The following is a 12,422-nucleotide window of genomic DNA, read 5'->3' on the forward strand; positions in this document are numbered from 1 at the left end:
CGGCGTGCAGCGCTTGGCGCTTGAAGCCACGCAGTTCGGCGATCAGCTCCTCGCTGGCGCCCTTGGGCAGCTTCAGCGGGCCGCCGTACAGCGGGTCGCCGACGATGGGGTGCTTCAGGTGCGCCATGTGCACGCGGATCTGATGGGTGCGGCCGGTCTCCAGGCGGCATTCCAGGGCCGTATGGGCGCGGAAGCGCTCGCGCAGCCGGTAGTGGGTGACCGCGTCGCGGCCGTCCTCGCGCACCGCCATGCGCAGGCGGTCGCGCGGATGGCGGTCGATCGGCGCGTTGGCGGTGCCGCCGGAGACCAGCGCGCCGACCACCACCGCCAGGTACTGCCGGTGCACGTCGCGCGCGGACAGCTGCACCACCAGCGAGGTATGCGCCTGCAGGGTCCGCGCCACCACCATGGCGCCGCTGGTGTCCTTGTCCAGGCGATGCACGATGCCGGCACGCGGCAGCGCCGACAGCCCCGGGTCGCGGTACAGCAAGGCGTTGACCAGGGTGCCGCTGGGGTTGCCGGCGCCCGGGTGCACCACCAGCCCGGCCGGCTTGTTCAGCACGATGACCTGGTCGTCCTCGTACAGCACCTCCAGCGGGATGTCCTCGGGCAGGGCGTGGGTCTGGGTGTCCAGCACCGCGTGCAGGCTGGCGATCTCGCCGCCGCGCAGCGCATCGCGCGGCCGCGCCGGGGCGCCGTCGAGCAGGGCGTCGCCGGATTTGATCCATTCGGCCAGGCGCGAACGCGAGTATTCGGGGAATAGTTCGGCCAGCACCGCGTCGAAGCGGCGGCCGGCGGCCTGATCGGGGACGCGCGCCTGGCGCGGGCCGTCGCTGACGGCGTCCTCGGGGAGATCCGGGGGGGTATGGGGCATGGCAGGGGCACGGCTTGGGTCGGAAAAAGGGGGTCGCGGCGGCCATAGTCAGTCGCAGGACAGGCCACTAGGCTATCATCGCCCCTTCGTATTCCTGCCCTGCCGCGCCCGAACCCATGATCCGACGCTCCGTCCCGCTGTCCGCGCACGTCCGTTTCATCGCCCTGCTGCTGGTCACGCTGGTCGTGGCGACGGGTTGCCACCGTCAGAAGAAGAACCCCGAAGAAGGCATGCCGGTCGAGCAGCTCTACCAGAAGGCGCATGCGCAGATGGAGAGCGGCAACTGGGCCGGCGCCGAGAGCAGCTTCAAGCGGCTGATCGCGCAGTACCCGTACGGCAACTACACCGAGCAGGCGATGATCGAAAGCGCCTACGCCCAGTACAAGGCCGGCAAGCACGACGACGCGGTGTCGACCATCGACCGCTTCATCCGCACCTACCCGACCCAGCGCAACATCGCCTACATGTACTACCTGCGCGGGCTGTCCAACTCCAACCGCGACACGGTGTTCCTGCGCCGGGTGTGGTCGCTGGATCCCAGCCGCCGCGACCTGTCCACCCCGCAGCAGGCCTACGCCGACTTCAACACCGTCGCCGAGCGCTACCCGAACAGCCGCTACGCCGCCGACGCGCGTGCGCGCATGATCGCCCTGCGCAACGTGTTCGCCCAGCACGAGCTGGACAACGCGCTGTACTACCTGCGCCGCGATGCCTGGGTGTCGGCCGCCTCGCGCGCGACCTACCTGCTCGAGACCTACCCGCAGAGCGCCTACCAGAACGATGCGGTGGCGGTGCTGGCCGATGCCTACACCCACCTGGGCAACAAGACCCTGGCCGCCGACGCGCGCCGCGTACTCGAACTCAACGACCCGCAGCACCCGTGGCTGACCGGCAATTGGCCGAAGTACCCGTGGATGATCCGCAAGCTCAACCCGTTCGCCGGCGAGAAGTCCGCCGCCACCGGACAGTCGAATTCGCAGATGCAGCGCTGATCCACCGCGCCGACACGATGCACACCGACAGGGGCCGCAAGGCCCCTGTCGCGTTTCCGGGCAGCGCCGATCGGCCCTCGTGGTCCACTCGGGCACCTACGCGCGGCGGCTGCAGGCGGCCATGACGACACCAGCGGGCACCCAAGGCGAGGCAGGTGCGCGCGTCGCCAGGCAACGCCAGTCCCGATCACTGGACGCCCAGCATGGCGCGCCTCCAGACCAATCCAGGCGGAGTGCGACCCGCACCGCAGTCCCGGGAATTGGCGCCGATGCCCGTGACCGGGCTTGCTAGGCTGGTCCCGTGCCCGCCCCGGGCCGCTTCCGCCGGGAACGCCATGTCTCTGTCCTTGCTGCGCCTGTTCGCTGCCCTCCTCGCCGTCGTTGCCGCACCTGCCGCCGCGGCACCGGCCATCGTGTACGGGGTCAATGGCCACGACGGCCGCCCGGCCTACCCGCTCAGCCAGAGCGAAGCGGTGTTCCGCCTGCTCGACCAGCGCAACCTGCGCAGCTACCGGTTCGACGTGGACCCGCGCAACTTCGCCGTGCTCGACCGGCTGGTGCAGCTCTCGCGCCAGTACAACATCGCGCTGCGGCCGATGGTGTACCCGATGTCGCGCGAGATCGGCTACGCGCTGGCGCGCCGCTATGCCAACGACATCAAGGTCTGGGAGATCGGCAACGAGCAGGACCTGGACCGTGCCGCCGCGCCGGCGCGGATCGCAGCCATGACCACGATGTACCGCGGCATGAAGCAGGCCTCCGACGAGGTGGGCGCCGGCCTGCAATTCACCATCAACATCACCGCCTGCAACAGCGACGACCATTCGGCCAACGCGCGCTGCCCGGGCGACCGCAACGGCTCGCTGTGGTTCCTCGATCAGGCCAAGGCCGCCGGTTTCGACTTCGACCGGATCAGCTTCCACTACTACGCCTTCCACGGCGAGCGCGGCTACTGGATGGACCTGTATCTCGGACAGCTGCGCGCCGCCGCGCAGAAATACGGCACCAAGGTGTACGTCAACGAGCTCAACTGCGCCGAGATCTACACGGGCAACCCCGATGGCGGCCATCCCGGCGACGGCGCCTGCTACGACAGCGTGGCGGACCTGCTGCAGACGTTGCGCAACGACTACGCCGACGTGGTCGCCGAGATCAATCTCTACGAACTGCTCGACCAGCCGGACCAGCAGGGCGCGGAGGCGCATTTCGGCCTGATGTACGACCTGGGCCGGCCGAAACCGACGCTGGACCTGCTCACCGACGCCGCGCGCTGAGGCCGCGGCGTCTTCGCACGGCGTGGTCGCCGCCTGCGGCTATGCTGCGGCGATGTTCGAACTGCATCGGGTCACCCGCCGCTACGGCGACATGCTGGCACTGGACCAGGTCGATCTTCGCATCGCCCCGGGCCGCACCACCGCGTTGATCGGTCCCAGCGGCGCCGGCAAGTCCAGCGTGCTGCGCCTGCTGCTGGGGCTGGAGTGGCCGGATAGCGGCGAGGTGCGCTTCCAGGGCGAGCCGTTGCGTCGCGCCACCCTGCTGGCGCAGCGCCGGCGCATCGGCTACGTGATCCAGGAAGGCGGCCTGTTCCCGCACCTGAGCGCCCGCGACAACGCCGCCCTGCTGGCGCGCACGCTGGGCTGGACGCGGCCGCGCATCGAGGCGCGCCTGCACGAGCTCGCTGCGTTGTGCCGCCTGCCGGAAGCGCTGCTGGCGCGTTATCCAGCCGAGTTGTCCGGTGGCCAGCGCCAGCGCGTCGGACTGATCCGCGCCCTGTTGCTGGACCCGCCGGTATTGCTGCTGGACGAACCGCTGGGCGCGCTCGACCCGATCGTGCGCCACGAACTGCAGACGCAGATGCGCGAGCTGTTCGCGCTGCTCGGCAAGACCGTGGTGCTGGTGACCCACGACGTCGCCGAAGCCGCCTACCTGGGCGATACCCTGGTCCTGATGCGCGGCGGCCGCGTGCTGCAGGAAGGCAGTGCACGCACTTTGCTGGAGGCGCCGGCCGATCCGTTCGTGAGCCAGTTCCTGCAGGCGCAGCGCACCCTGGAGGAGGCGCGATGACCTCGCGAGGCGCGCGCTGGCGCGCGATCGCAGTGGTCGCCTTGGGCAGCCTTGCCAGCCTGCTGGGTCTGCCGGCCGCTGCCGCCGATGCCAAGATCGTGGTCGGCTCCAAGAACTTCACCGAAGCGGTGGTGCTGGGCGAGATCGCCGCCGGCGCCGGGCGCCAGGCCGGGGTCGAGGTCGAGCACCGGCGCCAGCTCGGCGGCACCCGCATCCTGTGGCGTGCGCTGGAGCAGGGTTCGATCGACGCCTATGCCGAGTACACCGGCACCCTGGCCGCCGAACTGCTGCAACTGCCGGGCGCCGACGACGACGCGCTGCGCAAGGCGCTGGCGCAGCGCGGCCTGGCGATGAGCGCGCCGCTGGGCTTCGACAACACCTATGCGTTCGGCATGCGCCGGCAACGCGCGCAGGCGCTGGGCATCGCGCGCCTGTCCGACCTGGCCGCGCATCCGACGCTGAAGTTCGGACTGAGCAACGAATTCGTCTCGCGCGCCGACGGCTGGCCCGGCGTGCGCGACGCCTACGGTCTGCCGCAGGTGCCCACCGGCCTGGACCACGACCTCGCCTACCGCGCGCTGGACAGCGGCGCGATCGACCTCACCGACCTGTACAGCACCGATGCCGAGATCCCCGCGCACGACCTGCTGGTGCTGCAGGACGACAGGCACTACTTCCCGCGCTACGCGGCGGTGTTCCTGTACCGCGCCGACCTGGCGCAGCGCGCGCCGCGCTTCGTGCAGGCGCTGCAGGGATTGGGCGGCCGCATCGACGCGGCGACCATGCAGCGGCTCAACGCCGAGGCCAAGCTCGACAAGCGTGCCGAAAGCGCCATCGCCGCACACTGGCTGGGCATCGCCGCGCCGGCCGAGGACGGACGGATGCAACGGCTGCTGCAACGCACCCGCGAGCACCTGGCGCTGGTCGGGCTGTCGCTGGGCCTGGCCCTGCTGGTGGCGCTGCCGCTGGGTATCCTGGCGGCGCACCGACCACGGCTCGGCCAGGCGGTGCTGGCGCTGACCGGCGTGCTGCAGACGCTGCCGTCGCTGGCGGTATTCGTGTTCATGATCCCGCTATTCGGCATCGGCGCGAAACCGGCGATCGCCGCGCTGTTCCTGTACAGCCTGCTGCCGATCGTGCGCAATACCCATGCCGGCATCACCGGCATCCCGCGCGAGCTGCGCGAGACTGCCGCCGCGCTGGGCCTGCCGCCGGGCACGCGGCTGTGGCGGATCGAACTGCCGTTGGCGCTGCGCACTCTCCTCGCCGGCATCAAGACCGCGGCGGTGATCAACGTCGGCACCGCGACCCTGGGCGCGTTGATCGGCGCCGGCGGCTACGGCCAGCCGATCCTCACCGGCATCCGCCTGGACGACCTCGGCCTGATCCTGGAAGGCGCGGTGCCGGCCGCGCTGCTGGCGTTGCTGGTCCAGGGCCTGTTCGAGCTGCTGGAGCGGGTATTGGCGCCGCGCGGGTTACGCCTGGCGGCGCGGCGGTAGGTCAAGCCAGCGCCGCAGGCATCAGCGATGTGGCCGGCCTTCGGCAACCGCACCCGCGCTAAACGCATCACAGCGGCATCGGGTCGCGGCTAAAGCCATGCATCAAACAGGATCGACGATGCGGACCAGTAGTCGATTGCCTTCCCATCGAAACCGAAGACAGACAACGATCGCACGCACGCGCGCTCAAGCACGCGCCGCAGCCACCATCTCTTGCGCCAGGCCGCGCATCGCCTCCGGCGTCAACTGCAGATAGGGCGCGATGCGCAGGGCGCCATGGCGATGGGTGCAGATGACTTGCGCGTGCTGCAGCCATGGCAGCAAGGCCGGCATCGACGACGCTGGTGGGCGCAGCGCGTACAGGTGCGGCGCATGCCCAGGCACGGTCCAGTCGCCCGCGCCCAACGCGTGCAACTCCGCGTCGAATGCCGCACCAAGTGCGCCAAGCCGCTGCGCGATGCGCGCCGGCTGCCACTGCTGCACCTGCTGCAGCGCCGCGCTGGCCATCGCCAGACGCAGTGGGTCGGCGACGCCGCCGGCATCGAAGCGACGCGCGCCGCTGCGGTACGGGGGCGGCGCCTCGGCCGGGAACTGCCAATCCGCTCCCGGGTCGCGCGCCTGCCAGTGCTGTTCGAACGGGACGCCGTGCGCGCGCCAGTGCGGCGAGGCCCACAGCCATGCCAACCCCATCGGTCCGAGCAGCCATTTGTGTCCGACCGAGACCACGAAGTCCGGCCGCCAGGCATCCAACCGGACCGGCAGCACGCCCAGGCTCTGGCTCACGTCCAGCACCAGCATCGCGCCGGCCGCATGCACGCGCGGCGCGATCCGATCCAGATCCAGGAGACCGCCGTCGCGCCAATACGCATTCGGCAATGTCGCCACACGCACGCGCGGCTGCGCGTCGAGCGTGGCCAGCACCGCATCGGTCCAGTCCTGTCCGGGCGCCCGCCGCACCACAGCGAGGTGCGCACCGCTCTCGGCGCAGCGTTGCTGCCACGCCAGTAGATTGGACGGAAACTGGCCATCGAGCAACAGGACCGCATCGCCAGGCGCCAACGGCACCTGCCGCGCCGCGATGGCCAGGCCATAGGCGGCCGACGGCACCATCGCCACGCCCTCGCCGTCGCCCGCGAACACGGTGGCCGCGGCCAGCGCGCGCAGGTCTTCGATCTGCGCGCGCCAGGCATCGAAGGACAGCGTCCAGGGCGCGATCGACTCGGCCAGCGCCGCCTGCCCCGCGACCAGTGCACGGTGCAGGCGCGGCCCCTTGCTGGCGGTGTCCAGGTAGCGCACGCCGGGCGGCAGCGCGAACGCCTCCGCCGCGGTATCGAAGTCGACCAGGGCGCCGGCGGACGCCGAACCGGCAGGGTGGTGCAAAGCGCTCGTAGACATGTGGCTAGGGTAACGCCACGGTCCGCGACGCGTGACGGTCCGTTCACGCCGCTGCGCTAAGACTGCATCGATGCAAGCGATCTCTCCGGCGTCACCGCCCTCGCCCATCGCATCCGTCGCGACGCTGGCGGACCGCCTGCGCCGCGTGCGCGCACGCAGCCGTCATCTCACCGCACCATTGAGCGAAGAAGACGCGATGGTGCAGAGCATGGACGACGCCAGCCCGGCCAAATGGCATCTGGCGCACACCACTTGGTTCTTCGAGCGGTTTGTGCTCGGCGCCGATCCGGCATACCGCCCCCACGATCCGCAGTGGGACTACCTGTTCAACAGCTACTACCAGAGCATCGGTCCGGCGCATGCGCGGCCGCATCGCGGCCTGCTGTCGCGGCCATCGCTGGCGCAGGTGCTGGACTACCGCAGCGAGATCGAAACCCGCGTACTGGCGCAGTTGCAGGCCGGCACGCTGGAGCAGCAGACGCTGCAGATCCTGGAACTGGGCCTGCAGCACGAACAACAACACCAGGAACTGCTGCTCACCGACATCAAGCATGCGTTCTGGCGCAACCCGCTGGGTCCGGCGTATCGCGCGGATCTGGCGACGCAGCACGCGCCGGCGTCTGCGCTGCGCTGGCTGCAGCGCGATGAGCAGATCAGCGAGATCGGTGCCGCGCCGTGGCCGGCGCATGCCGACTTCGCCTACGACAACGAATCGCCGCGGCATCGCGTGCTGGTGCCGGCGCATGCGCTGGCCAGCCGCCCGGTGAGCAATGCGGAATACGCCGAGTTCATTGACGATGGCGGCTATGCCACGGTCGGGCTATGGCTCAGCGACGGCTGGGCGCGGCGGTGCGCCGAGGATTGGCAGCGCCCGCTGTACTGGCATGCCGACGGCACGCGCGAATTCACACTGGGCGGCTGGCGCGAACGCGATCCGCATGCGCCGGTGTGCCATCTCAGCCTGTTCGAGGCCGATGCGTTCGCGCGCTGGGCCGGCGCGCGCCTGCCGACCGAGGCGGAGTGGGAACAGGCTGCCGCCGGTGTCGCCATCGTCGGCAACTTCGTCGACACCGATGCACTGCATCCGCAGTCGACGGCGCCGGCCGACACCGGCCTGCAGCAGTTGTTCGGCGATGTCTGGGAGTGGACCGGCAGCGCCTACCTGCCCTACCCCGGGTTCCGCCCGTGGTCGGGCACGCTGGGCGAATACAACGGCAAGTTCATGAACGCGCAGTGGGTGTTGCGCGGCGGCAGCTGCGCCACGCCGCACGACCACATCCGCGCCAGCTACCGCAACTTCTTCCCCTCCGATGCGCGATGGCAGTTCGCCGGCGTGCGCCTGGCCAAGGATTCCGCATGAATGCCGCAACCGCCCGTGCTTTGACCGAGGCCGCCCTGACCGACCTGCATCCGCAGCCGGACGACATCACCGCCGATGCGATCGCCGGCCTGTCGTGCAGCCCCAAGCAGCTGCCGTCCAAGTATTTCTACGACGCCGAGGGCTCGCGCCTGTTCGAGGCGATCACCCGCCAGCCCGAGTACTACCTGACCCGCACCGAGCTGGAGTTGCTGGAAGCGCGGATGCCGTCGATCGCGCAGGCGGTGGGCACCGGCGCGCACGTGGTGGAACTGGGCAGCGGCAGCGGCCGCAAAACCCAGTTGCTGCTGGACGGCCTGCGCATGCCGGTGGCCTACACGCCGATCGAGATTTCCCGCGACATGCTGATGTCCAGCACCACGCGGCTGGCCGAGCGCTTCCCGCACATCCAGATGCTGCCGGTGTGCGCCGACTTCACCGCGCCGGTGGCGCTGCCGGCACCGCAGCGCGGCGCACGCCGCACCCTGGTGTTCTTCCCCGGCTCGACCCTGGGCAACTTCACCCGCGAGGACGGCATCACCCTGCTGCGCTCGATGCGCCAGACCATGAGTGCAGATGGCTGCGCCCTGGTCGGCATCGACCTGGTGAAGGACACGGCGCTGCTGGAGGCGGCCTACAACGACGCCGCCGGGGTCACGGCCGAATTCACCCTGAACCTGCTGCGCCGGCTCAACCGCGAGATCGGCAGCGACTTCGACCTGGCGCAGTTCCGTCATCATGCCGTTTATTCGGAAGCGCGCGAGCGCATCGAGACCTTCCTGGTCAGCCAGTGCGCACAGCAGGTGACGGTGGCCGGGCGCCGCTTCGATTTTGCCGAAGGCGAAGCGATGCAGGTCGAGTACAGCCACAAGTACACCGACCAGAGCTTTGCGGCGATGGCCGCCGAGGCCGGTCTGCGCGTCAGCCACGGCTGGAATGCGCAGGACGATGCGTTTGGGTTGCGGTTGCTGCAGAGCCGGGATCCGGGGCCCGGGGCCCGGGACCCGGAAAAGCCGTAGTCCTGCGAGACGCGGGACATCATGATGGTGTCCGCAGCAAAATCGCTATCAAGCAACTTTTGTGGGAGGGTTTCAGTCCCGACAGGCCTCTTTCCCGGTGACGCCCGTCGGGACTGAAGTCCCTCCCACAGTGCAATCGCAACCGCCTTGGACTCGCGGAAAAATCGCGGGTCCCGGGTCCCGGGTCCCGGCTTTTCCGAGTAACCCTCAGGCCTGATAACCATTGCTGATCGGATAGCGCCGCTCGCGCCCGAACGCGCGGCGCGACACCTTCGGTCCCGGCGCGGCCTGGTGGCGCTTCCATTCGCTGATGCGCACCAGCCGCACCACCCGGTCGACCACCTCGGCGGCATAGCCGGCGGCCACGATCTCGTCGCGCGATTCTTCCTGGTCGACGTAGCGGTACAGGATGCCGTCGAGCACGTCGTACGGCGGTAGCGAATCCTGGTCGGTCTGGTTGGCGCGCAGTTCCGCCGAGGGCGGCCGCGCGATCACCGCCGGCGGGATCACCGGCGCACCGCCCACCGTGTTGCGCCACTTCGCCAGGCCGAACACCTCGGTCTTGTACAGGTCCTTCAGCGGCGCGTAGCCGCCGCACATGTCGCCGTAGATGGTGGCGTAGCCCACCGCGTACTCGCTCTTGTTGCCGGTGGTCAGCAGCAGGCCGCCGAACTTGTTGGCCAGCGCCATCAGGATCACGCCGCGACTGCGCGACTGCAGGTTCTCCTCGGTGACGTCGGGCTCGGTGCCGGCGAACAGCGGGCCGAGCGCGCTCAGCAGGCCCTCGAACGCCGGCTCGATCGCCACCGTCTCCAGCTTCACGCCCAAGGTGCGGCATTGATCCGCGGCCAGGTCGTTGGACAGGTCGGCGGTGTAGCGCGACGGCAGCCGCACCGCGGTGACGTTGTCCGCGCCAAGCGCGTCCACTGCCATCGCCAGCACCAGCGCCGAATCGATGCCGCCGGACAGGCCCAGCCACACTTTCGAAAAACGATTCTTGGCGCAGTAGTCCTGCAGCCCGCGCACCACCGCGCGCCAGGCCAGCGCATCCATGCTCTCGTCGCCGTCGTCGGTCCAGCGCAGCGGCGCGAAGCGGCGCGCGGCGGTGTCGTACTCCACCACGAGCCATTGGTCGGTGAAGGCGGCCGCCGCCGGATGCACGGTGCCGTCGCCGTCGGCCACCACCGAGGCGCCGTCGAACACCAGCGCATCCTGGCCGCCGACCACGTTGAGATAGGCCAGCGCCGCGCCGCTCTCGCGGCTGCGTTCGGCCAGCAAGGCATCGCGCTGCGCATGCTTGCCGCGTTCGTAGGGCGAGGCATTGGGCACCAGCACCAGCTCCGCGCCTGCCCGCACGGTCGCCGCCAGCGGCTCCGGGAACCACAGGTCCTCGCAGATCACCAGGCCCACCGGCGTGCCCTTGATGTCGAACACGCAGTTCTCGCCGTCCGGGTCCACGTCGAAATAGCGGCGCTCGTCGAACACCGCGTAGTTGGGCAGTTCGCGCTTGCGGTAGGTACGTTCGATGCGGCCGCCGCGCAGCACGCTGGCGGCGTTGTAGACCACGCTGCCGGCGCTCTGCGGCCAGCCGACCACCGCGACGATGCCGTGCACCTGCGCGGCGATGCGCTGCACCGCGCGCTCGCAGTCGGCCAGGAACCCCGGCCGCAGCAGCAGGTCTTCCGGCGGATAGCCGCTGACCGCCAGTTCCGGGAACAGCACCACGTCGGCGCCGTACTCGTCGCGCGCCTCCTCGATCAACGCAATGATCCGGTCGGTGTTCTGGGTCACGGCGCCGACCGGGAAATCGAACTGGGCCATGGCGAGGCGGAGGGAAGCGGACATAGGCAACCTTGCAGGAACGAATGGAAGACCGTCAGGCGCCACACGAGCGCATCGCACCTGCCGCGGCGCCGTTGCATCGCACGGCGCCATGCGCAGTGTAGCGCTGTGCCGGGTTGCGGCCGATGATGCGCGTGCCGCCACGTTGGAGTGTGGGCATGGAGTCCGGGCAGGCCGCATCTTGGGCGCACATGGGGGCAGCCGCGGCGCTGCCGTAGGCCGCTCTCTCCGCTGCACGCGCCGGAGAATGCCGCTTGGCCAGGCACCCCGCGTCGCGACTGAAGTCGCTCCCACAATCGAGCAACATGCACGACCAATAGACATCGCTGGTGCATGCGCCGCGCGTCGCCGCCGAAGCCGCGCTCACTCAAGGGACAGCACGTGCCGAAGCGTCACTGTGGCAGGGACTTCAGTCCCGACTGCAATCAACCCCGAAGCGCCGACCAGCCACCGCGCTCCGCTTCAGCGTGCCCCACCACCAGCCCGTGCACGCCGCCGCCAGCGCCGCAGCAACATCACCACTCCCGCACACAAACTCAGCCCAGCGAGGCCCAGCACCGCCATGCGCACGCCGACGCCGTGCTGGAACACCACGTCCTTGCCCTCGCCGTCGAGCGTGTAGGCGACCACGTAGTCGCCCATCGTGCCCATGCCTTCGCGCCCGCCGGCCGCGATCACCACGTACTGCTTGCCCCCCACCGCATAGACCGAGGGCGTGGCCTGGCCGCCGGCCGGCAGCTTGGCCTCCCACAGGGTCCTGCCGGTGGCGCTGTCGAGCGCGCGCAGGCGCGCATCGGCCGCCGCGGCGATGAAGGTCAGGCCACTGGCCGTGGTCACCGCGCCACCGAGCAGTGGCGTGCCCACCTCCAGCGGCAGCCACGGCAGCTTCTCTTCCAGGGTGCCGAGCGGGCGTTCCCAGGCGATCTTGCGCGTGCGCAGGTCCACCGCCACCAACCGTCCCCACGGTGGCTTGACGCAGGGAATGCCACTGGACGAGCTCAACATGCCGCGGCGCATGTAGTACGGCGTGCCTTCCATGTCGTTGAACTGCTGGTCCGGATGGCGCGCGCGCTCGGCCTTGCTGAATTGCTCACGCGGGATCAGCGCCACCTGCATCGGCAGGTCCGACACCGGCATGATCGCCAGCTGGCGCTGTGGATCCACCGCGATGCCGCCCCAGTTCACGCCGCCGGCCCAACCCGGCAGCGCGATCGTGCCGCGCACGCTGGGCGGGGTGAACAGGCCTTCCGAGCGCAGCCCGGCGATCAGCGCTGCGCATTCGCGGCGCGCGCCGGGCGTCGCCGCCCAGGCGTCGGCGGCAGTCAGCGGCGTGTGCCGCGCCAGGCGCAGCCCCGGTTCGGGCATCGGCTGGGGCGGGGG

10 protein-coding genes are annotated in these 12,422 nt (G+C 70.1%); 6 read left to right on the forward strand and 4 right to left on the reverse strand.

What is annotated here, in order from left to right:
* A partial coding sequence (gene rluD, locus D183_RS25260) for a 23S rRNA pseudouridine(1911/1915/1917) synthase RluD (RefSeq protein ID WP_017910376.1) occupies window positions 1–874 on the reverse strand: 874 nt, incomplete at its 3' end.
* Between the two features lie 116 nt (window positions 875–990).
* Between rluD and D183_RS0118905 the strand changes: the two genes are divergently transcribed.
* The 4 genes from D183_RS0118905 (at window position 991) to D183_RS0118920 (ending at window position 5,429) form a co-directional block, all read left to right on the forward strand.
* Window positions 991–1,866: an outer membrane protein assembly factor BamD gene (locus tag D183_RS0118905; protein ID WP_017910377.1), complete on the forward strand. Its 876-nt coding sequence runs from the start codon at window positions 991–993 to the stop codon at window positions 1,864–1,866.
* 335 nt (window positions 1,867–2,201) lie between these two features.
* A complete protein-coding gene (locus D183_RS0118910) occupies window positions 2,202–3,140 on the forward strand; it encodes a hypothetical protein (RefSeq protein WP_017910378.1) in 939 nt (312 codons plus the stop codon).
* A 52-nt stretch (window positions 3,141–3,192) separates the two neighbouring features.
* The gene (locus D183_RS0118915) at window positions 3,193–3,930 is read left to right on the forward strand and encodes an ATP-binding cassette domain-containing protein (RefSeq protein WP_026144649.1); all 738 of its coding nucleotides are present in this window, start codon (window positions 3,193–3,195) and stop codon (window positions 3,928–3,930) included.
* Window positions 3,927–5,429: an ABC transporter permease/substrate-binding protein gene (locus D183_RS0118920; protein ID WP_017910380.1), complete on the forward strand. Its 1,503-nt coding sequence runs from the start codon at window positions 3,927–3,929 to the stop codon at window positions 5,427–5,429. The genes D183_RS0118915 and D183_RS0118920 overlap by 4 nt, the downstream gene beginning before the upstream one ends.
* Window positions 5,430–5,615: 186 nt before the next feature.
* Here D183_RS0118920 and D183_RS0118925 read toward each other — a convergent pair whose 3' ends face one another.
* Window positions 5,616–6,809, reverse strand: coding sequence for an aminotransferase class V-fold PLP-dependent enzyme (locus D183_RS0118925; protein ID WP_017910381.1), 1,194 nt, complete (start codon window positions 6,807–6,809; stop codon window positions 5,616–5,618).
* Window positions 6,810–6,894: 85 nt separating this feature from the next.
* Between D183_RS0118925 and egtB the strand changes: the two genes are divergently transcribed.
* Window positions 6,895–8,184, forward strand: coding sequence for an ergothioneine biosynthesis protein EgtB (gene egtB, locus D183_RS0118930; protein WP_026144651.1), 1,290 nt, complete (start codon window positions 6,895–6,897; stop codon window positions 8,182–8,184).
* Window positions 8,181–9,200 (forward strand): L-histidine N(alpha)-methyltransferase, encoded by a 1,020-nt coding sequence (egtD, locus tag D183_RS25265; protein WP_039728699.1) that lies wholly within the window; start codon window positions 8,181–8,183, stop codon window positions 9,198–9,200. Before egtB ends, egtD begins: the two co-directional genes overlap by 4 nt.
* 207 nt (window positions 9,201–9,407) lie before the next feature.
* Here egtD and D183_RS0118940 read toward each other — a convergent pair whose 3' ends face one another.
* A complete protein-coding gene (locus D183_RS0118940) occupies window positions 9,408–11,045 on the reverse strand; it encodes an NAD+ synthase (protein ID WP_026144652.1) in 1,638 nt (545 codons plus the stop codon).
* 459 nt (window positions 11,046–11,504) lie between these two features.
* On the reverse strand, window positions 11,505–12,422 hold a 918-nt coding region (locus D183_RS0118945), incomplete at its 5' end, for an outer membrane protein assembly factor BamB family protein (RefSeq protein ID WP_051067652.1).

Source organism: Xanthomonas sp. SHU 199 (assembly GCF_000364665.1).
Taxonomy (GTDB): domain Bacteria; phylum Pseudomonadota; class Gammaproteobacteria; order Xanthomonadales; family Xanthomonadaceae; genus Xanthomonas_A; species Xanthomonas_A sontii.

Coding starts and splice junctions, on each gene's coding strand:
- D183_RS0118915 (WP_026144649.1), top strand. CDS start 3,193: ATGTTCGAACTGCATCGGGTCACCCGCCGCTACGGCGACATGCTGGCA.
- D183_RS0118940 (WP_026144652.1), bottom strand. CDS start 11,045: ATGTCCGCTTCCCTCCGCCTCGCCATGGCCCAGTTCGATTTCCCGGTC.
- D183_RS0118910 (WP_017910378.1), top strand. CDS start 2,202: ATGTCTCTGTCCTTGCTGCGCCTGTTCGCTGCCCTCCTCGCCGTCGTT.
- D183_RS0118920 (WP_017910380.1), top strand. CDS start 3,927: ATGACCTCGCGAGGCGCGCGCTGGCGCGCGATCGCAGTGGTCGCCTTG.
- egtD (WP_039728699.1), top strand. CDS start 8,181: ATGAATGCCGCAACCGCCCGTGCTTTGACCGAGGCCGCCCTGACCGAC.
- D183_RS0118905 (WP_017910377.1), top strand. CDS start 991: ATGATCCGACGCTCCGTCCCGCTGTCCGCGCACGTCCGTTTCATCGCC.
- egtB (WP_026144651.1), top strand. CDS start 6,895: ATGCAAGCGATCTCTCCGGCGTCACCGCCCTCGCCCATCGCATCCGTC.